The 20,079-nt window shown below is 66.5% G+C and carries 11 protein-coding genes, 3 rRNA genes and 1 pseudogene; 3 read left to right on the forward strand and 12 right to left on the reverse strand.

Annotated features, from left to right (window positions below; translation table 11 throughout):
• Window positions 1-139: 139 nt before the first annotated feature.
• The 6 genes from JIX56_RS18560 to JIX56_RS18585 all read right to left on the reverse strand — a co-directional run bounded on the left by JIX56_RS18560 (window position 140) and on the right by JIX56_RS18585 (window position 8,427).
• Window positions 140-1,315 (reverse strand): acetoin utilization protein AcuC, encoded by a 1,176-nt coding sequence (locus tag JIX56_RS18560; RefSeq protein WP_257542128.1) that lies wholly within the window; start codon window positions 1,313-1,315, stop codon window positions 140-142.
• Complete coding sequence (locus JIX56_RS18565) at window positions 1,266-2,489, reverse strand: MFS transporter (protein WP_257542130.1); 1,224 nt, start codon at window positions 2,487-2,489, stop codon at window positions 1,266-1,268. The genes JIX56_RS18560 and JIX56_RS18565 overlap by 50 nt, the downstream gene beginning before the upstream one ends.
• A gap of 54 nt (window positions 2,490-2,543) precedes the next feature.
• A complete protein-coding gene (locus JIX56_RS18570; protein ID WP_257542132.1) occupies window positions 2,544-3,188 on the reverse strand; it encodes an HAD family hydrolase in 645 nt (214 codons plus the stop codon).
• Window positions 3,189-3,261: 73 nt separating this feature from the next.
• Window positions 3,262-3,378, reverse strand: a 5S ribosomal RNA gene (rrf, locus tag JIX56_RS18575).
• 93 nt (window positions 3,379-3,471) lie between these two features.
• A 23S ribosomal RNA gene (locus JIX56_RS18580) occupies window positions 3,472-6,593 on the reverse strand.
• Between the two features lie 308 nt (window positions 6,594-6,901).
• Window positions 6,902-8,427, reverse strand: a 16S ribosomal RNA gene (locus JIX56_RS18585).
• The 16S, 23S and 5S rRNA genes sit together here, the layout of an rRNA operon.
• Before the next feature lie 829 nt (window positions 8,428-9,256).
• On the opposite strand from JIX56_RS18585, the gene trpS reads away from it, so the two are divergent.
• On the forward strand, window positions 9,257-10,252 hold the full coding sequence (trpS, locus tag JIX56_RS18590) for a tryptophan--tRNA ligase (protein WP_257542134.1): 996 nt from the start codon (window positions 9,257-9,259) through the stop codon (window positions 10,250-10,252).
• A 12-nt stretch (window positions 10,253-10,264) separates the two neighbouring features.
• On the opposite strand, the gene proC is transcribed toward trpS, so the two are convergent.
• The 3 genes from proC to JIX56_RS18605 all read right to left on the reverse strand — a co-directional run bounded on the left by proC (window position 10,265) and on the right by JIX56_RS18605 (window position 12,852).
• Entirely contained in the window at window positions 10,265-11,077 is an 813-nt protein-coding gene (gene proC / locus JIX56_RS18595; protein ID WP_257542136.1) for a pyrroline-5-carboxylate reductase, read from the reverse strand.
• 117 nt (window positions 11,078-11,194) lie between these two features.
• Window positions 11,195-12,010 (reverse strand): ABC transporter permease, encoded by an 816-nt coding sequence (locus tag JIX56_RS18600; protein WP_257542137.1) that lies wholly within the window; start codon window positions 12,008-12,010, stop codon window positions 11,195-11,197.
• Window positions 12,007-12,852 carry an ABC transporter ATP-binding protein gene (locus JIX56_RS18605; RefSeq protein WP_257542138.1) on the reverse strand — a complete coding sequence of 282 codons (846 nt, stop codon included), beginning with the start codon at window positions 12,850-12,852 and terminating at the stop codon, window positions 12,007-12,009. Before JIX56_RS18605 ends, JIX56_RS18600 begins: the two co-directional genes overlap by 4 nt.
• Before the next feature lie 424 nt (window positions 12,853-13,276).
• On the opposite strand from JIX56_RS18605, the gene JIX56_RS18610 reads away from it, so the two are divergent.
• Window positions 13,277-15,178, forward strand: a complete 1,902-nt coding sequence (locus tag JIX56_RS18610) for a SulP family inorganic anion transporter (RefSeq protein WP_257550961.1) — start codon at window positions 13,277-13,279, stop codon at window positions 15,176-15,178.
• Here JIX56_RS18610 and JIX56_RS18615 read toward each other — a convergent pair.
• The 3 genes and pseudogenes from JIX56_RS18615 to JIX56_RS18625 form a co-directional block, all read right to left on the reverse strand.
• A pseudogene (locus JIX56_RS18615) lies at window positions 15,142-15,938 on the reverse strand (class I SAM-dependent methyltransferase). The gene JIX56_RS18610 and the pseudogene JIX56_RS18615 sit on opposite strands and share 37 nt — an antisense overlap.
• A 436-nt stretch (window positions 15,939-16,374) precedes the next feature.
• Window positions 16,375-16,812 (reverse strand): EamA/RhaT family transporter, encoded by a 438-nt coding sequence (locus tag JIX56_RS18620; RefSeq protein WP_257550963.1) that lies wholly within the window; start codon window positions 16,810-16,812, stop codon window positions 16,375-16,377.
• Between the two features lie 359 nt (window positions 16,813-17,171).
• Window positions 17,172-17,531 carry an SH3 domain-containing protein gene (locus JIX56_RS18625; protein WP_257542139.1) on the reverse strand — a complete coding sequence of 120 codons (360 nt, stop codon included), beginning with the start codon at window positions 17,529-17,531 and terminating at the stop codon, window positions 17,172-17,174.
• 196 nt (window positions 17,532-17,727) lie between these two features.
• Between JIX56_RS18625 and JIX56_RS18630 the strand changes: the two genes are divergently transcribed.
• Complete coding sequence (locus JIX56_RS18630; RefSeq protein WP_257542140.1) at window positions 17,728-19,998, forward strand: protein kinase domain-containing protein; 2,271 nt, start codon at window positions 17,728-17,730, stop codon at window positions 19,996-19,998.
• Window positions 19,999-20,079 lie beyond the last annotated feature (81 nt).

The raw sequence follows: 20,079 nt of genomic DNA on the forward strand, positions 1-20,079 counted from the left end.
GGGGAACTGCGCGATCAACCACGACCGACCCGCAGTCGCCCGATCACAGCGCTCCCCGAGCCATAAGGCACCCAAGGGGGTCGAAGGGGCACAGCTCCTTCAGGGTGGGACGGGTAGGGGCGGCGGGGGCGAGAAACCCCTACGGCAACAACCCCCGCAACGGAAACACCGCCTTCCGCGCAGCCAACACCGCCTGATCCAACCGATCCGCAGGGTCGTACCCGGACTCCCAGTCGGCCCAGCCCACAGGCCACCGCCCATCAGTCATCCGCACCGGCGCCAACTGCCGCGTACGAGCGAACACCCGCTGCCGCCACTCCTCAGGAATCACACTCTCCGGCGCGATCTCCCGCCCCGCCGCGATCCCCACCAGATGCGTCCACGACCGCGGCACCACATCCACCACCGCGTACCCGCCCCCACCGAGCGCGACCCACCGCCCATCCGCGTGCTCGTGCGCCAGCTCATGCAGAGCCACCTGCACCGCCCGCTGCGCATCCAACGACACCGCCAGATGGGCCAACGGATCCTCGAAGTGCGTATCGGCCCCATGCTGGGTCACCAGCACCTGCGGCCGGAACTCGGCAAGCACCTCGGGCACCACCGCGTGAAACGCCCGCAACCACCCCGCGTCCCCGGTCCCCGCCGGCAACGCCACATTCACGGCCGACCCCTCCGCACTCGACGAGGCCCCCGTCTCCTCGGGCCACCCGGTCTGCGGAAACAACGTCCGAGGATGCTCATGCAGCGAGATCGTCAGAACCCGCGGATCCTCCCAGAAGGCGGCCTGCACCCCGTCCCCGTGATGCACATCGACATCCACATAGGCGACCCGCTCGGCCCCCAGCTCAAGCAACCGAGCAATCGCGATCGACGCGTCGTTGTAGATACAGAACCCCGACGCACCCCCGGGCATCGCATGATGCAGCCCGCCCGCGAAGTTCACCGCGTGCAGCGCGTCCCCCCGCCACACGGCCTCAGCCGCCCCCACCGACTGCCCGGCGATCAGAGCGGACACCTCATGCATCCCGGCGAAGGCCGGATCATCCACGGTCCCCAGCCCGTACGAGCCGTCCGCACCCGCGGGATCCGCGGACGCCGCCTTGACCGCCGCCACATAGTCCTCGCGATGCACGAGCCGCAGCGTCGACTCCCCGGCGGGCTTCGCCGAGACGACGTCCATCTCCCGGTCGAGCCCAAAGGCACTCACCAGGCTCCGGGTCAACGCAAGCCGGACCGGATCCATCGGATGGTCCGGACCGAAGTCATAGCCCGTTACTGCCTCGTCCCACATCAGCTGTGCGCGGCCGCTCATGCCCGCCACCGTATCGGTCCGGTTCAGTCTCGAACGAGCGGGCGTACACCAATGTCACCAGCACCAACACCATCGGTACGAGCATCGCCCCACGGTAGCTCCAGAGGTCCCCCAAGGCCCCCACCAACGGAGATCCGATCAAAAACCCGACATAGTTGAAGATATTCAGGCGAGCGACGGCTGCATCCGAAGCGCCCGGGAACAGCCGCCCCGCCGCCGCGAACGTCTGCGGCACCAGCACACACAGCCCGAGCCCCAGCAGCGTGAACCCGAGCATCCCCACCCACGCCCCCGGCGCCCCCGCCACCACAGCGAACCCGACCGCCGCCACCAGCGACCCCGCCCGCACGACGGCCGCGGCCCCGAACTTCCGCACCCCGAAGTCCCCGATGGACCGCCCGATCAGCGTGGTGACCATGTACACGTTGTACGGCACGGTCGCCAGCTGCTCACTGCTCCCCAGGACATCCTGCAGATACTTCGCACTCCAGTTGGAGACCGTCGAATCCCCGATGTACGCGAAGCACATCACCAGACAGAGCGGCAGCAGCATCGCGAAGGCGACGGACCCACCCGTCCCCGAGCCGACGGCGTCCTCCTTCTCCTTCTCGGCGGAGCCCGCGTCGACGTACCACCGGCTCCCGACCAGCGCGGCCGGCAGCAGCACGACCGCCACCGGCAGATACGACACCAGCAGCGGCAGCTCCCAGTGCGCCCCCACCCACGCCAGCGAAGCCCCGGCTATCCCACCCAGGCTGTACACGGCGTGGAAGCCGAGCATGATGCTCCGCCCGTACGACCGCTGCAGGCTCACCCCGAGCATGTTCATCGACGCGTCGAGCGCCCCGACCGCCAGCCCGAAAGCCGCCAGCGAGACACCGAGCTGGACCATGTGGTCGCCGGCCCCCACGCCGAGCAGCGCCAGGAGCACGACGGGCTGGGACCACCGCAGCACCCGGCTCGGCGGCACCTTCTTCACCAGGTGCTCGGTGCAGACACTGCCGAGCCCGGCGAGGATCGGCACGGCGGCGAGGAAGGCGGGCAACAGCGCGTCGGAGACCCCGTACCGGTCCTGAATGGCCGGAATCCGCGTCACGAGCAGCGCGAAGGCGACACCCTGAACGAGGAAGCTGAACGCCAACGCGGCCCTACCGCGCCGCAGCACATCTGTCATGGCGGCACATTAGGGGCCACGACCTACCCATGGGTAGAGGAAGTTGAATACTGCTCAGCTAAGCAGGTCGAGCAGCTCCCCCATGTCCGCGAAGTACCCCCTGGCGCCGACGAGCTTCTCGGCGGGCGTCATCGCCGTGAACCCGTACACATCCATCCCGGCCGCCACACCGGCCCTCACTCCGGCGGGACTGTCCTCGACGACCACACACCTCTCCGGAGTCACACCCATCCGCGCGGCCGCGTGCAGGAACAGATCCGGCTCCGGCTTCCCCCGCCCCACGTCCTGCGCACTGAAGACGAGCCCGGCGCCGAACCACCGGTCGAGCCCGGTCTTCCGATGCCCCACTCTGATGCGCTCATGGCTCCCGGACGAGGCCACGCAGTACGGCACCTCGTCCGCGACCAGCTTCTCCAGCACCCCGACGACACCGGGAACAGGCTTCAACTCCCGCTCGAACGCGGCGAAGACCCGTCCATGGAAGACATCGTCGAAGTCCTCCGGCAACGGCCTGCCCGTCCGCTCCAGCACGAGTTCGTGGACCCGGTGCATGGCCGACCCCATGTAGTCACGAATGGAGTCCTCGTAGGAGGTCGGATACCCCAGCTCGGTGAGGTGGGCAGCCAGCAGCCGATTGGAGATCGACTCACTGTCGACGAGAACACCGTCGTTGTCGAAGATCACGAGGTCATAGCGCATGACTTGACCCTAAACGCAGACCGGAAATGCAAAAAGGCCCACACCGTGAGGTGTGGGCCTTTCTGTAATATTTGTTCGGCGGTGTCCTACTCTCCCACAGGGTCCCCCCTGCAGTACCATCGGCGCTGTAAGGCTTAGCTTCCGGGTTCGGAATGTAACCGGGCGTTTCCCTCACGCTATGACCACCGAAACACTATGAAACTGTCAAACACCCGCACCACCCGCTGTGACCCGGGCGGGGTTGTTCGTGGTTTCAGAACCAACACAGTGGACGCGAGCAACTGAGGACAAGCCCTCGGCCTATTAGTACCAGTCAACTCCAGCGGTTACCCGCCTTCCATATCTGGCCTATCAACCCAGTCGTCTACTGGGAGCCTTAACCCCTCAAAGGGGGTGGGAATACTCATCTCGAAGCAGGCTTCCCGCTTAGATGCTTTCAGCGGTTATCCCTCCCGAACGTAGCCAACCAGCCATGCCCTTGGCAGAACAACTGGCACACCAGAGGTTCGTCCGTCCCGGTCCTCTCGTACTAGGGACAGCCCTTCTCAATATTCCTGCGCGCGCAGCGGATAGGGACCGAACTGTCTCACGACGTTCTAAACCCAGCTCGCGTACCGCTTTAATGGGCGAACAGCCCAACCCTTGGGACCGACTCCAGCCCCAGGATGCGACGAGCCGACATCGAGGTGCCAAACCATCCCGTCGATATGGACTCTTGGGGAAGATCAGCCTGTTATCCCCGGGGTACCTTTTATCCGTTGAGCGACGGCGCTTCCACAAGCCACCGCCGGATCACTAGTCCCGACTTTCGTCCCTGCTCGACCCGTCGGTCTCACAGTCAAGCTCCCTTGTGCACTTACACTCACCACCTGATTGCCAACCAGGCTGAGGGAACCTTTGGGCGCCTCCGTTACTCTTTAGGAGGCAACCGCCCCAGTTAAACTACCCATCAGACACTGTCCCCGATCCGGATCACGGACCCGGGTTAGACATCCAGCACGACCAGACTGGTATTTCAACGACGACTCCACCCGAACTGGCGTCCGAGCTTCACAGTCTCCCAGCTATCCTACACAAGCCGAACCGAACACCAATATCAAACTGTAGTAAAGGTCCCGGGGTCTTTCCGTCCTGCTGCGCGAAACGAGCATCTTTACTCGTAGTGCAATTTCACCGGGCCTATGGTTGAGACAGTCGAGAAGTCGTTACGCCATTCGTGCAGGTCGGAACTTACCCGACAAGGAATTTCGCTACCTTAGGATGGTTATAGTTACCACCGCCGTTTACTGGCGCTTAAGTTCTCAGCTTCGCACGCCCGAAAGCGCACTAACCGGTCCCCTTAACGTTCCAGCACCGGGCAGGCGTCAGTCCGTATACATCGCCTTACGGCTTCGCACGGACCTGTGTTTTTAGTAAACAGTCGCTTCTCGCTGGTCTCTGCGGCCACCCCCAGCTCAAGCAGCAAGTGCTATCACCGGTGATGGCCCCCCTTCTCCCGAAGTTACGGGGGCATTTTGCCGAGTTCCTTAACCATAGTTCACCCGAACGCCTCGGTATTCTCTACCTGACCACCTGAGTCGGTTTAGGGTACGGGCCGCCATGAAACTCGCTAGAGGCTTTTCTCGACAGCATAGGATCATCCACTTCACCACAATCGGCTCGGCATCAGGTCTCAGACTATTGCCAGGCGGATTTACCTACCTGACGTCCTACACCCTTACCCCGGGACAACCACCGCCCGGGATGGACTACCTTCCTGCGTCACCCCATCACTCACCTACTACAGGTCTGGTCCGTCGGCTCCACCACTTTCCTTTCCCCGAAGGGTCCGGAACGGCTTCACGGACTTAGCATCGCCTGGTTCAATGTTTGACGCTTCACAGCGGGTACCGGAATATCAACCGGTTATCCATCGACTACGCCTGTCGGCCTCGCCTTAGGTCCCGACTTACCCTGGGCAGATCAGCTTGACCCAGGAACCCTTGGTCAATCGGCGCACACGTTTCTCACGTGTGTATCGCTACTCATGCCTGCATTCTCACTCGTCAACCGTCCACAACTCGCTTCCGCGGCTGCTTCACCCGGCAGACGACGCTCCCCTACCCATCCCAGCGGGCGTTGGCCCTCATGCTGAAATGACACGACTTCGGCGGTACGCTTGAGCCCCGCTACATTGTCGGCGCGGAATCACTAGACCAGTGAGCTATTACGCACTCTTTCAAGGGTGGCTGCTTCTAAGCCAACCTCCTGGTTGTCTGTGCGACTCCACATCCTTTCCCACTTAGCGTACGCTTAGGGGCCTTAGTCGATGCTCTGGGCTGTTTCCCTCTCGACCATGGAGCTTATCCCCCACAGTCTCACTGCCGCGCTCTCACTTACCGGCATTCGGAGTTTGGCTAAGGTCAGTAACCCGGTAGGGCCCATCGCCTATCCAGTGCTCTACCTCCGGCAAGAAACACACGACGCTGCACCTAAATGCATTTCGGGGAGAACCAGCTATCACGGAGTTTGATTGGCCTTTCACCCCTAACCACAGGTCATCCCCCAGGTTTTCAACCCTGGTGGGTTCGGTCCTCCACGAAGTCTTACCTCCGCTTCAACCTGCCCATGGCTAGATCACTCCGCTTCGGGTCTTGAGCGTGCTACTCAAACGCCCTATTCGGACTCGCTTTCGCTACGGCTACCCCACAACGGGTTAACCTCGCAACACACCGCAAACTCGCAGGCTCATTCTTCAAAAGGCACGCAGTCACGAGGCAAGCACAAGTGCTCACCCGACGCTCCCACGGCTTGTAGGCACACGGTTTCAGGTACTATTTCACTCCGCTCCCGCGGTACTTTTCACCATTCCCTCACGGTACTATCCGCTATCGGTCACCAGGGAATATTTAGGCTTAGCGGGTGGTCCCGCCAGATTCACACGGGATTTCTCGGGCCCCGTGCTACTTGGGTGTCTCTCAAACGAGCCGTTGACGTTTCAGCTACGGGGGTCTTACCCTCTACGCCGGACCTTTCGCATGTCCTTCGCCTACATCAACGGTTTCTGACTCGTCCTGTCGCCGGCAGACGACAGAAGAGAGATCCCACAACCCCGTATACGCAACCCCTGCCGGGTCTCACACGCATACGGTTTGGCCTCATCCGGTTTCGCTCGCCACTACTCCCGGAATCACGGTTGTTTTCTCTTCCTGCGGGTACTGAGATGTTTCACTTCCCCGCGTTCCCTCCACTTGCCCTATGTGTTCAGGCAAGGGTGACAGCCCATGACGACTGCCGGGTTTCCCCATTCGGACACCCCCGGATCAAAGCCTGGTTGACGACTCCCCGGGGCCTATCGTGGCCTCCCACGTCCTTCATCGGTTCCTGGTGCCAAGGCATCCACCGTGCGCCCTTAAAAACTTGGCCACAGATGCTCGCGTCCACTGTGCAGTTCTCAAACAACGACCAACCACCCATCACCCCCGGCAACAACCGGAGTTCACTGGGGCCGGCACTGAAGGCAGCCACACGGCCATACCCTCAGACACCCAACAGCGTGCCCGACACCCTCGCCTCTCTCATCCGTGTTCCACGCCGAAGCAGTACTAACGAACCCGAGAAGACCGAGTGTGCCGAATAATCAACGTTCCACCCTTGAGCAACCACCGCAGAACATTCGCCTGCGTTGTGGCCCTGGACCACCGAGCAAGCTCGACGGCCTAGATGCTCCTTAGAAAGGAGGTGATCCAGCCGCACCTTCCGGTACGGCTACCTTGTTACGACTTCGTCCCAATCGCCAGTCCCACCTTCGACAGCTCCCTCCCTTACGGGTTGGGCCACCGGCTTCGGGTGTTACCGACTTTCGTGACGTGACGGGCGGTGTGTACAAGGCCCGGGAACGTATTCACCGCAGCACTGCTGATCTGCGATTACTAGCAACTCCGACTTCATGGGGTCGAGTTGCAGACCCCAATCCGAACTGAGACAGGCTTTTTGAGATTCGCTCCGCCTCACGGCTTCGCAGCTCATTGTACCTGCCATTGTAGCACGTGTGCAGCCCAAGACATAAGGGGCATGATGACTTGACGTCGTCCCCACCTTCCTCCGAGTTGACCCCGGCAGTCTCCTGTGAGTCCCCATCACCCCGAAAGGCATGCTGGCAACACAGAACAAGGGTTGCGCTCGTTGCGGGACTTAACCCAACATCTCACGACACGAGCTGACGACAGCCATGCACCACCTGTACACCGACCACAAGGGGGCGACCATCTCTGGCCGTTTCCGGTGTATGTCAAGCCTTGGTAAGGTTCTTCGCGTTGCGTCGAATTAAGCCACATGCTCCGCTGCTTGTGCGGGCCCCCGTCAATTCCTTTGAGTTTTAGCCTTGCGGCCGTACTCCCCAGGCGGGGAACTTAATGCGTTAGCTGCGGCACCGACGACGTGGAATGTCGCCAACACCTAGTTCCCACCGTTTACGGCGTGGACTACCAGGGTATCTAATCCTGTTCGCTCCCCACGCTTTCGCTCCTCAGCGTCAGTAATGGCCCAGAGATCCGCCTTCGCCACCGGTGTTCCTCCTGATATCTGCGCATTTCACCGCTACACCAGGAATTCCGATCTCCCCTACCACACTCTAGTCTGCCCGTATCGAATGCAGACCCGGGGTTAAGCCCCGGGCTTTCACATCCGACGCGACAGACCGCCTACGAGCTCTTTACGCCCAATAATTCCGGACAACGCTCGCGCCCTACGTATTACCGCGGCTGCTGGCACGTAGTTAGCCGGCGCTTCTTCTGCAGGTACCGTCACTTTCGCTTCTTCCCTGCTGAAAGAGGTTTACAACCCGAAGGCCGTCATCCCTCACGCGGCGTCGCTGCATCAGGCTTTCGCCCATTGTGCAATATTCCCCACTGCTGCCTCCCGTAGGAGTCTGGGCCGTGTCTCAGTCCCAGTGTGGCCGGTCGCCCTCTCAGGCCGGCTACCCGTCGTCGCCTTGGTGAGCCGTTACCTCACCAACAAGCTGATAGGCCGCGGGCTCATCCTTCACCGCCGGAGCTTTCCACCACCAGGCCATGCGGCCGGTGGTTGTATCCGGTATTAGACCCCGTTTCCAGGGCTTGTCCCAGAGTGAAGGGCAGATTGCCCACGTGTTACTCACCCGTTCGCCACTAATCCCCACCGAAGTGGTTCATCGTTCGACTTGCATGTGTTAAGCACGCCGCCAGCGTTCGTCCTGAGCCAGGATCAAACTCTCCGTGAATGTTTACCCGTAATCGGGTGCACACATCACGAGAGCGGAACAACCAGGCGGAATAAGCCCGGCCGTTCACAGCGTCCTCGCTGTGTTTTTTCAAAGGAACCTCGCCCCAACCACATGGCCGGGAACGGGGTATCAACATATCTGGCGTTGATTTTTGGCACGCTGTTGAGTTCTCAAGGAACGGACGCTTCCTTTGTACTCACCCGAGCAACTTCTCGGACTTTCCTCCGGGCGCTTCCCTTCGGTCTTGCGTTTCCGACTCTATCAGATCGTTTTCCGATCCGATTTCCTCGGTGCTTTCCAGGTTTCCGCTTCCGCGTTTCCCTTTCCGGCGGTTCCGACTCTATCAGATCCTTTCGGGCCTGATTCCCAGTCAGCGGGGGGGTTGTCTTCCCGGCTGTTGGGCCGTTCCGACGAGTGAGACTTTAGCGGATTCCCGGCTCCCGAGCTAATCGGGGGCCGCGTCCTTTCGAACGCGGATTCCTCATTTCGCAAATACGCATACCAACGACACGACGACGGATCGTCGATTGTTGGTGGTTACTGCGGAATGGCTGTCCGGGGACCGACCGAGGTCGGCGCTCACGTCGGACAACCCGGAGAACACTACGTACCTGCTCGGGGTGTGTCAACTCGCTGTCGGCCGATCCCCCTGAGGCGTAGCCTGACCCCCATGACTACGCGTACGTGTCACCAGCAGTGGTGGGCCGCCTGACGGCGGCCGTGCTCACGTATGCACTCGACGGCCGCCGCCTCGGCGGCCGTTCTCGTATCTCCCTCCTGAGGGGCGGCCGGCCGGTGGCGGCGGTCCTGGCCAGGAGGTGGAGAGATGACACGGGTCTTCAGCGGGATCAAGCCGACAGGGCATCTGACGCTCGGGAACTACCTGGGAGCCGTACGGCGGTGGGCTGAGGTCGACCAGCACCGTACGGACGCCCTGTTCTGCGTCGTGGATCTGCATGCGCTGACCGTGGATCACGATCCGGCGCGGGTGCGCAGGCTCAGTCGGCAGGCGGCGACGTTGTTGCTGGCGTCTGGGCTGGATCCGGAGCTGTGCACCGTCTTCGTACAGAGTCAGGTGGATGAGCACGCGCGGTTGTCGTATCTGCTGGAGTGCGTGGCCACGGACGGCGAGATGCGGCGGATGATCCAGTACAAGGAGAAGGCGGCGCGGGAGCGGGAGCGGGGCGGGAGTGTTCGGCTGTCGTTGCTGACGTATCCCGTGCTGATGGCGGCGGACATCCTGGCGTACGGGACCGATGAGGTGCCGGTCGGTGACGACCAGACGCAGCATGTGGAGCTGACGCGGGATCTGGCGGTGCGGTTCAACCAGCGCTACGGGCAGACGTTCGTGGTACCGCGGGCCACGTCGCCGAAAGTGGGGGCCCGGGTGATGAACCTGCAGGAGCCGACTTCGAAGATGGGGAAGACGGACGACGTCGGGCCCGGGATCGTCTATCTGCTGGACGAGCCGGATGTGGTGCGGAAGAAGGTCATGCGGGCCGTGACCGACAGTGGGCGGGACGTCGTCTACGACCGGGAGAAGCGGCCGGGGCTCGCGAATCTGCTGGAGATCCTCGCTGCGTGTTCGGGTGGGAACCCCGAGGACCTGAGCGGTGTATATGAATCGTACGGAGCACTGAAGAAGGACACCGCAGAGGCCGTGGTCGAGCTCCTCAGGCCCGTACAGGAGAGGCACAAGGAGTTGTGCGCCGATCCTGCGTATGTGGAGGGGGTGCTGCGGTTGGGTGCGGAGAAGGCCAGAAAGATGGCTCGACCGAGAGTGGATGAGGCGTATCGGGCGATCGGTCTTCTGGCCGGTTGACCGCGGGCGGCGTCAGCTGTTGTTGCCGGATGCCAGTGCGCGGCTGCGGTCGCGGGCTGCCTCCAGCGCGGCGATCAGTGCGGCGCGTACACCGTGGTTCTCGAGTTCGCGGATGGCGCTGATCGTCGTGCCGGCGGGAGAGGTGACGTTCTCGCGGAGCTTGACGGGGTGTTCGCCGCTGTCGCGGAGCATCGTGGCCGCGCCGATGGCGGACTGGACGATGAGGTCGTGGGCCTTGTCGCGGGGCAGGCCGAGGAGGATGCCCGCGTCGGTCATGGCTTCGACCAGATAGAAGAAGTACGCCGGGCCCGAGCCGGAGAGGGCGGTGCAGGCGTCCTGCTGGGATTCAGGGACGCGGAGGGTCTTGCCTACGGCGCCGAAGATCTCCTCGGCGTGCGCGAGATCGGCCTCGCTCGCGTGGCTGCCGGCGGAGATCACGGACATGGCCTCGTCGACGAGGGCGGGGGTGTTCGTCATGACACGGACGACAGGGGTGCCTGCGGCCAGGCGCTCCTCGAAGAAGGAGGTGGGGATGCCCGCCGCGCCGCTGACGACCAGGCGGTCGGCGGGAGTGTGCGGAGCGAGTTCGTCGAGGAGGGTGGCCATGTCCTGGGGCTTGACCGTCAGGATCAGCGTGTCGGCGGTCTTCGCGGCCTCGGCGTTGGTGACCGGGGTGACGCCGTAGCGGGTGCGGAGCTCTTCGGCGCGTTCGGGACGGCGGGCGGTGACCAGGAGGTCGGTGGGCGCCCAGCCGGCTCGGATCATGCCGCTGAGCAGGGCCTCGCCGATCTTGCCGGTGCCGAGGACTGCGACTTTCTGGGTCATGGTGCGGGTGCCCTCCGGGGTGCGTCGTCCTGGGGCCATCCTCGCACTGGGGGTGGGGGTTCGGCTGGGGTGTCCGGTGGGCGGGACGTCGGGTGGGTGAGCGCTCGGTAGGCGGAGCTATGTCGTTCGGCGCTTCAGGGTTGCTGCTCCCAGGGTCAGGACCAGGAGGGCGCAGCTGGCGACGATGGCGATGTCTCGCACGAAGTGGGTGGTCATGTCGGTGTGGAGGAGGACTTCGTTCATGCCGTCGACGGCGTAGGACATGGGGAGGACGTTGGAGATGACTTCCAGGGCGGGGTGCATGTCGGGGCGGGGTGTGAAGAGGCCGCAGAGGAGGAGTTGGGGGAAGATCACGGCCGGCATGAACTGGACGGCCTGGTACTCGGAGGAGGCGAAGGCCGAGACGAAGAGGCCGAGGGCGGTGCCCAGCAGTGCGTCGAGGAGGGCGACGACCAGCAGGAGCCAGGGCGAGCCGGTGACGTCGAGGTCGAGGAACCAGACGGCCAGACCCGTGGCGAGGGTGGACTGGATGATCGCCAGCGTGCCGAAGGCCAGGGCGTAGCCGGCGATGAGGTCTCCCTTGCCGAGGGGCATGGAGAGGAGGCGTTCCAGGGTGCCGGAGGTGCGTTCACGCAGGGTCGCGATCGACGTCACCAGGAACATCGTGATCAGCGGGAAGATGCCGAGGAGTGAGGCGCCGATGGAGTCGAAGACGCGTGGGCTGCCGTCGAAGACGTAGCGGAGCAGGAACAGCATCACGCACGGGATGAGGACCAGCAGGGCGATCGTGCGGGGGTCGTGGCCGAGCTGGCGGAGGACTCGGGCGGCTGTGGCCGTCGTACGGGAGTAGTTGAGTGCCCTGGGGCGAGGGCTCTTGGGGGCGGTGGACGCGGTCGTCTTCGTCGTCGTGTCGGCGTTCGTCGTCGTGGTCATCGCGCCGGCTCCTTCTGGTGTGCGTCGGTCCCGGTCGCGGTTGCGGTTGCGGTGGCCTCGTCGACCAGGCGGAGAAAGGCCGCTTCGACTGTTTCCGAGTGGGTGCGGGTGCGGAGGGCCTCGGGGGTGTCGTCGGCGAGGATCTCGCCCTCGCGCATGAGGAGGAGGCGGTGGCAGCGCTCGGCCTCGTCCATGACGTGGGAGGAGATCAGCAGGGTCGCCCGGCGCTCGGCCGCGATGGTGTGGAAGAGATTCCAGAGTTCGCGGCGGAGGACGGGGTCCAGGCCGACGGTGGGCTCGTCGAGGACCAGGAGTTCGGGGGTGCCGAGAAGGGCCACGGCCAGGGAGCCGCGGCTGCGTTGGCCGCCGGAGAGGTTGCCGGCGAGGGCGTCGGCGTGGGTGGTGAGGTCCACGTCGGCGATGGCCCGGGTGACGTTCTCGTGGCGGCGGTCGGCGGCGGTGCGGCCGGGGTCGAGGATCGCGGCGAAGTAGGCGAGGTTCTGGCGGACCGTCAGGTCGTCGTAGACGGAGGGGGCCTGGGTGACGTAGCCGATGCGGGAGCGCAGGGTGGCGTCGCCTGCGGGGTGGCCGAGGACGTTGAGGGTGCCGGTGACCTTGGCCTGGGTTCCGACGATCGCTCGCATCAGGGTGGATTTGCCGCAGCCGGAGGGGCCGAGGAGGCCGGTGATCTGGCCCTGGGGGACGGCGAAGTCGAGGTTGCGGAGGACCGTGCGGGGGCCTCGGGTGACGGTGAGGTCCTGGGCGTGGATGGCGGGGATGGGAGGCGGGACGGCGGAGGCGGGGGGTTGGGGTGGGGGTTCCTCCGAAGAATAATTCATCATGCGATGAATAATGCTCGGGGTGGATGGAGGCGTCAAGGGATGGGGGCGGGGTGGGTTCGTTGTCGTGGTCGCGAGGCTTCATGTGCCCCTGATGCGGGGGTCGGGTGGGCGGAGGTGCTGGGTGGCGCGAGGGGAGTGAAGAGGGGCGCGGGCGCTCGGTGGGGTGATCGGAAGGTGAGGTTCCGGGGGTGCGCGCTTCTGCTGTGGGGCGGTGATCGCGAGAAGGGGTACAGGCTTTGCTCGCTTTGGGTGACAATTGGTTGCGGAGCGTGGTCGCTGTCGTTGGCCGCGCGATGTCGCCCGGGTGATGTGTCTCCCGCTGTGAGTTCTTCGTGATCACCGTCGGGTTCGTCCCCAGGCTCGGGACTGCGCATCTTCTGTCGGGCACCCCTGTCGATCGTCGGCTACCGGAGGTGTGTCTCTCATGTGTAATGCCTCAAATCCATTTCGATCCCGGTCTCCCTTTCGATCCCGGTCTCCCTTTCGATCCCGGGCTCGGGCTCGGCCTCGGCCTCGGTTTCGGTCCCGGTTTCGGGTGCCCGAGGGCTCGTTGTGGCGGAGGGAGTTGGTGGCCTCGGTCGTGGTGTTTCTTGTGGCGTTGCCGTTGTGTGTCGGGGTCGCGGTGGCTTCGGGGGTGCCCGCGGAGTTGGGGCTGGTCACCGGGATCGTCGGCGGGCTGGTCGTCGGGGTGTTGCCCGGCAGCAGCCTGCAGGTGAGTGGGCCGGCGGCCGGGTTGACCGTGTTGGTGTACGAGGCCGTACGGGAGTACGGGGTGCAGGCGCTGGGTGTGCTGGTCGTCGGGGCCGGGGTGGTGCAGCTCGGGTTGGGGGCGTTGCGGCTGGGGCGGTGGTTTCGGGCCATGTCGGTGGCCGTGGTGCAGGGGATGCTCGCCGGGATCGGGCTGGTGCTGGTGGCGGGGCAGGTGTACGCCCTGGGGGATGTGGCCGCGCCCGATGGTGGGGGGATCGGGAAGCTGGTGGGGCTCGGGGCGTTGCCCGGTGCCGTCGATCCCGTGGCTCTCGCGGTCGGGGGCGCCACCGTTGTCGTACTGGTGGTGTGGCCGCGGTGGCGGTGGGGCGTGCGTTTCGTGCCCGCGCCGTTGGTGGCCGTCGGGGGTGCGGCCCTGGTGGCCTGGGGGTTCGACCTGGGGGTGCGGCGGGTCGAGGTGCGGGGGCTGCTGGAAGCCGTGCGGGTGCCGTCGGTCGATGATCTGGGGTTACTCGCGGAGGTGGGGGTGGTCGGGACCGTTCTCGCCTTCGCGCTGATCGCATCCGCCGAGTCGTTGTTCAGTGCGACGGCCGTGGATCAACTGCATGACGGGCCGCGGACCGACTACGACCGGGAGTTGGTCACCCAGGGGGCCGGAAACGTGGTGTGCGGGGTGCTCGGGGCGTTGCCGATGACCGCGGTGATCGTGCGGAGTGCGGCTGGGGGTGTCCCCTCCGGGGGAGTGCGGGCGGGGGCGGGGGCGCGGACGAAGGTCTCGCGGGTGCTGCCCGGGGTGTGGTTGCTGGTGTTCGCGGCGCTGCTGCCCGGGGTGCTCGGGGTGATTCCCGTCGCGGCGCTCGCCGGGCTGCTCGTGCATGCGGGGTGCAGGCTCGTGCCCGTACGGGAGTTGGGGGTGTTGTGGCGGGGGCGGGACCGCGGGGAGGTGGTGGTGCTGGGGGTGACCGCCTTGGCGATCGTGGCCTGGAATCTCTTCGAGGGTGTGCTCGTGGGGCTCGCGTTGGCCGTGGCCAAGACCGCGTGGGACATCAGTCATGTGCAGGTGGAGACGGAGGACCGGGGGGATGCGGGGGTTGTGGTGCGGGTGATCGGGAACGCGACGTTCTTGCGGTTGCCGAAGTTGCTGGACGCGTTGGAAGGGGTGCCCCGGGAGCGGGGTGTGCGGCTGGAGTTGAGCGGGTTGTGGCATGTGGATCATGCGTGTGCGGTGGCTATGGAGGCTTGGGGGGCGGGGTGGGTTGTGGATCAGGAGGAGGAGAAGGGGAAAGGGGCGGGGAAGGGCGAGGAGGGGGACTCGGGCTCGGGGATGGGAAGAGGCGCGGGTGAGGGGAGAGGCGCGGGTGAGGGGGATGAGGGAGGCCGGTCTCACGAGGGTCGCTGCCCTCAGAGGGTTGGCGTTCAGGAGGGTGGGCCTCAGGAGGGTGGGCTTGAGGAAGGTGGGCCTGAGGAAGGTGGGCCTGAGGGGGGTGGGCCTGAGGGGGGTGGGCTTGAGGAAGGTGGGCCTGAGGGGGGTGGGCCTGAGGGGGGTCTGATTGAAGAGGGGCTGCTTGAGGAGGGCGCGGTTCAGGGGCGGATGGCCAGTAGTAGGTCTACGTCGTAGGTCTCTTCGATGGTTTCGGTGGGGAAGAGCTTGCGGAGGTGGGCTTTCTCCTCGGTGAGGAACTCGGCGGTGGCCTCTTCGCCGAGGACCAGGAACGCCGAGTGGCTGGCGATGTTGGCCAGGTGGGTGTCCAGGGAGACCTCGCGGCTCCAGCGGATCTGGTGGCGGGTGAAGTCCAGGCGGCCGGCGGTGTCGGCGAGGGCGGCGGGGGCGCCGGAGCCGCTCTTCTCGATCGGGGTGTCGGGGTCGACGCCGAGGAAGTGGTGGATGCGGGTGGTGGCGTCGGCGATCCAGGGGATGTCGACGGCGTCGGTGTTCCACCAGAGGGCGAGTGCTCCGCCGGGGCGGAGTACGCGGAGGGCCTCCGGGACCGAGCGGGTGGGGTCGGTCCAGTGCCAGGACTGGGCGTAGGTGAGGAGGTCGGTGGAGGCGGTGGCCAGAGGGAGGGCGTTGCTGTCGCCGCGTATGAGGGGGATGTGGGGGTGGGTGCGGCGGAACTGGGCGGCCATGCCTGGGCCGGGTTCCACGGCTAGGACGTGGGCGCCGCGGGTGTGGAGGAGGGTGGTGGATATGCCGGTGCCGGCGCCTACGTCTACGGCTCGGGTGCCGGGGAGGGGGTGGGGGGTGAGGGATTCGATGGTGTCGAAGAGGGTGGGTGGGTAGGAGGGGCGGTTCGCTGCGTATTGGGCTGCGGCGGTGTTGAGGAGTGGGCTCGGGTGGTGTGGGAGGGATGTGGGGAGTGGTGGCGGGAGGTCGTCATGGGGGTCATCGTCGCGTGGTGGGGTGGTGTTGGGGAGGGGGTCGCCCCCGCCGCCCTTACCCGTTCCCATCCCCAGGGGCTGCCGCCCCTTCGACCCCGCGCGCGGGAGGGTTCGGGGGGTGCGGTCGTGTGGCGACAGCGGGTGGGTGGGGGCTGGTCGCGCAGTTCCCCGCGCCCCTTTCGGGGCTCCGCCCCGGACCCCTTGAGCCCGCTCCGCCCTGGGCCCTTGAGCCCGGCGCCCCTCAGGCCCGCCGCTCCAGGGGGCCCCGCTGAGCCTGGGGCGCCGCCGACTCCAAGGGCACCGCTGCCTCCTAGGACGCCGTCAACCCTTCGGATGCCGCTGGCCCCCCGGACGCCGATAGCCCCTTAGGACCTCGCCCATCAACTGGCTCGTAAATGCCGGAGCGTCCCGTCAACGTCGGGCGCTCCGCCTCGGCTACGCCCTACGTCGCTTCGCTGGATTGCCCGTCCGCTTGGATGTGCGGCGCTCGTACTCGTCTCGGGCCGTGGTGTATTCCTCGCGGTGGAGGGATTCGCCGGGGGCCTCGCGTAGGGAGCGGAGGAAGTAGGCGGTGAGGGAGCCCAGGAAGCCGATGGTGAGGAGGCCTCGGAGGGAGGATTGGCGAGCTGGGTCGGGGCGTTTGGTGAAGGAGCTCCAGGTGTGGCCGAAGGCCAGGGCGCTGCAGGTGGCGAACATGATGACGACCAGGATGGTGACGAAGCCGCCGATCGCGGCCAGTTGCAAGCCCTCGTAGGCCAGGCTCAGCACCAGGCAGGAGACGAGCACGGCGGCGAGCGAGCCGGCGGAGACGGTCGCGCGGCGGGCCGTGTAGGTGCCGTCGTGGTTCAGCCAGGTCGTCCCGAAGAATCGGATGGGTTCGGGGCGCGGGCCCGTGGGAGTCGCCTGGGTCCTCTGGGTGTCCTGCGTGTCCTGCGTGACCTGCGTGACCTTCGCGCCATGAGCGCCATGAGTGTCCTGCGCGCCGCGGGCCTCATGAGTGCCCTGCGCGCCGTGGGAGTCCCGCGTGGCCCGCGAGCCTCGGGCACCCCGGGCGTCTTGCGCGCCCCACGCGCCCCGCGCGCCCCGGGTGTCCTGCGTGCCCCCGGCATCCTGTGTGCCCCGGGGCTCCTTCGGTTTGTTGGTCACGGGTTGATTATGGCTCCGGCAGATGGGGGCGGCTTCGCTGCGGTACCGATACCGGTGGCGGTACCGCAGCGGTGTTCAGGGGCGTGTCAGCCGCAGCGTGGGGCCACGTAGCCGTCGCTGCCGGTGTGGACGTAGGCGTCGGAGATGTACTCGCCGTCGTCGATGTTGTCCCAGATGTTGGTGGTGCCGTAGGGGCCGGAGATGGTCTGGCCCGGGGTCTGGCAGAAGATCGGCACGCTGGCGCCCTCGGAGAGGACTCGGACGATGCGGTAGCTGGTGCTCGGGCCGCTGCGGACGTTGAGGCGGACGCCCGGGGCGACCGAGTAGTAGCGAACGGCCGCCGTGGCGGTCGCGGCCGTGGCTGTTGTCGTTGCCTCGGCCGAAGCCTTGGCGGTCTGCTCCCCCTCGCCGTCCCCCGCGATCTCTTCGACCTGGTCGACAGACATGGCTGATCTCCCCCCGTTTGAACCCCGTTTTGGTCCCCATGAAAGCCATGGGGACCCGTTGATACCCCTGAATCAGGACACGCACACCTGTACGTTTTTCGCACGGAGAGGCTAGCAAGCCGCCTCTGTCCCGGACGTGTCATCGACTAGGCTCCGTGCGTCGCGCGAGCGGCCGAAACAGCACGGGGGTGGACCCATGGCACCGCAGCGGGGTACCGGGTCGGGAGCGGAAGCGGAACTTCCCGAGTACGCCGGTCAGTACCGTCTGGAGTCGTGTCTGGGTTCTGGTGGCATGGGTGTCGTCCATCTGGCCACCTCGACCTCCGGGCTGCGGCTCGCGGTGAAAGTCGTGCATGGCGAGTTCGCCAAGGATCCCGAGTTCAGGGGGCGGTTCAGGCAGGAGGTCGCCGCCGCCCGGCGCGTGAGCGGTGCCTTCACCGCGCCTGTCGTCGACGCCGACACCGACAGCCCCCGGCCCTGGATGGCCACCCTCTTCATTCCCGGTCCGACCCTCGCCGAGCACGTCAAGCGGAACGGGCCCATGCCGCCCGGGCAGTTGCGGCGGCTCATGGCCGGGCTGGCCGAGGCCCTGCGCGACATCCACCGCGCCGGTGTGGTGCACCGGGATCTCAAGCCCAGCAATGTGCTGCTCGCCGAGGACGGGCCCAAGGTCATCGACTTCGGCATCTCCCGGCCAAAAGACAGCGAACTGCGCACCGAGACCGGGAAGTTGATCGGCACACCGCCGTTCATGGCTCCCGAGCAGTTCCGGCGGCCCCGGGAGGTCGGGCCCGCCGCCGACATCTTCGCCCTCGGGTCGGTGACCGTGCACGCGGCCACCGGGCGCGGGCCCTTCGACTCCGACAGCCCTTACGTCGTCGCCTACCAGGTCGTCCACGACGAGCCCGACCTCACCGGCGTACCCGCGAACCTCGCGCCGCTCGTCGGCGCCTGCCTCGCCAAGGAGCCCGAGGACCGGCCCACGGCGGACGAGCTGATGCGCGAACTCCGGTCCGTGGCCGCCTCGTACGACACCCAGACCTTCATACCGACCCAGCGGGCGGAGTGGGAGGGGAAGGGAGAAGGGGGCGATTCTGGGCGGGCGGGGCGCAGGGAGCGGGGCGACAGTTGGGTGACGCCCCTTGGCCGGACCGCCGACGAGAACACGGACAAGGGCACGGGGACGGAGACGGGTCCAGGTGCCGGCGGGGACGGCCTCGGTGGCGACTCCGCGGGCGGGAGCCCGGCCGGAAAGCGGCTGCGTAAACGGGCCGTTCTGGTCGCCGCCTCGCTGGTGCTGGTCGCGGGGGCGGGGTTCGGGGCCGTACAGGCGCTCGGGGGTGACGGCGTACGGGCCGGCGGTGATACGGCCACGCCGCGGGCCAGTGGGGCCGCGGCCGCCGCTCCCGCCCTCAAGCCCTGGGCCACCAAGCCGGCGGCCAGGAAGAACGGGACGCCGCAGTGCTCGTACGGGGCGGGGAAGTTGTTGTGCGTGCAGCCGGGGCTGGTGTCCGCGCTGGATCCGGCGGACGGCGGTGTGCTGTGGCGGCACACCGTCGACGGGGTGGGCGTGACGGGCACGAGTGATCCGCCCGTCGAGTCGGGTGGGCTGGTGCACGTACTGACGGACGAGGGCGCCCGGCTCCAGGCGCTCGACCCGGACTCCGGCGAGGTGCGGTGGGAGCGGGACGTCGCCGCGTACGGCGGGCAGCGGTACGTGGGCGGCACGCTGCTGCTGACCGGTGCCGGCGGGACGGTCACCGGTGTGGACAGCGCCACCGGCGACACGCGGTGGAGTGGCCGGATCCCGTCGCAGCCGGAGGCCTACTTCACGTCGTTCGACGGGGACCCGCTGGCGTACGTGGCGAGCGTCACCGGCGAGGGGGCGGGGGCCCGGACGAGGATCACCGCGGTGGACCCGGACACCGGGGACGTGCGGTGGGACGCCCGGCTGGAGGGCCGCCTGGAGCCGGTGGGGTCGCACGACGGCGCCCTCTTCTTCGCCTCGCTCGGGGGCGCGTACGGCGACACGGTGGCCGTGGTCCGGTACGACCCCGACCCCGACGCCGAGGCGACGGTTCGGGTCGCGCTGCCCCTGCCGGTCCAGGAGGCGCGCGGGCTCGTGCGGGGCGGGGTCGTGTACCTGCTGGGCGGCCTGGGCGGTTCGCTGGTGGCCGTCGACATGGACGCCCGTAAGCAGCTGTGGCGGACCGAGACGGAGGTGGCGCGGACTTCGGCACCGGTCGCCGACGACCGGCACGTGTACTTCACCTCGTCCGACGGGCGGCTGCTCGCGGTGGGCGCGCGGAAGGGCGGGCTCAGTGGCGGGACGACCTCGCGGCTCGGAGCCTCGGACCGGGTCACCGCCGCGCTGCCCGAGCCCGTGGTCATCGACGGACGGGTCTGCGCGGGCGCGCCCGACGGGACCGTGCTCGGGCTGGACGGGAACGATCCGGCGAGCTGGTGACAGGGCCGCCCGGCGTGGCTGAGGGGTGCCCTTCCGGGAACGGAACGGCTGAGGGCCGCCCCCCTCCGGGAACAGCCCTCG

It is taken from the genome of Streptomyces sp. CA-210063 (genome assembly GCF_024612015.1).
Classification (GTDB): Bacteria; Actinomycetota; Actinomycetes; order Streptomycetales; family Streptomycetaceae; genus Streptomyces.

Excerpts from the sequence above, each read along its gene's own strand:
- JIX56_RS18565 (WP_257542130.1), bottom strand. The coding sequence starts at position 2,489 with ATGACAGATGTGCTGCGGCGCGGTAGGGCCGCGTTGGCGTTCAGCTTC.
- JIX56_RS18610 (WP_257550961.1), top strand. The coding sequence starts at position 13,277 with ATGTGTAATGCCTCAAATCCATTTCGATCCCGGTCTCCCTTTCGATCC.
- proC (WP_257542136.1), bottom strand. The coding sequence starts at position 11,077 with ATGACCCAGAAAGTCGCAGTCCTCGGCACCGGCAAGATCGGCGAGGCC.
- JIX56_RS18600 (WP_257542137.1), bottom strand. The coding sequence starts at position 12,010 with ATGACCACGACGACGAACGCCGACACGACGACGAAGACGACCGCGTCC.
- JIX56_RS18570 (WP_257542132.1), bottom strand. The coding sequence starts at position 3,188 with ATGCGCTATGACCTCGTGATCTTCGACAACGACGGTGTTCTCGTCGAC.
- JIX56_RS18605 (WP_257542138.1), bottom strand. The coding sequence starts at position 12,852 with ATGATGAATTATTCTTCGGAGGAACCCCCACCCCAACCCCCCGCCTCC.
- JIX56_RS18625 (WP_257542139.1), bottom strand. The coding sequence starts at position 17,531 with ATGTCTGTCGACCAGGTCGAAGAGATCGCGGGGGACGGCGAGGGGGAG.
- JIX56_RS18560 (WP_257542128.1), bottom strand. The coding sequence starts at position 1,315 with ATGAGCGGCCGCGCACAGCTGATGTGGGACGAGGCAGTAACGGGCTAT.
- JIX56_RS18630 (WP_257542140.1), top strand. The coding sequence starts at position 17,728 with ATGGCACCGCAGCGGGGTACCGGGTCGGGAGCGGAAGCGGAACTTCCC.
- trpS (WP_257542134.1), top strand. The coding sequence starts at position 9,257 with ATGACACGGGTCTTCAGCGGGATCAAGCCGACAGGGCATCTGACGCTC.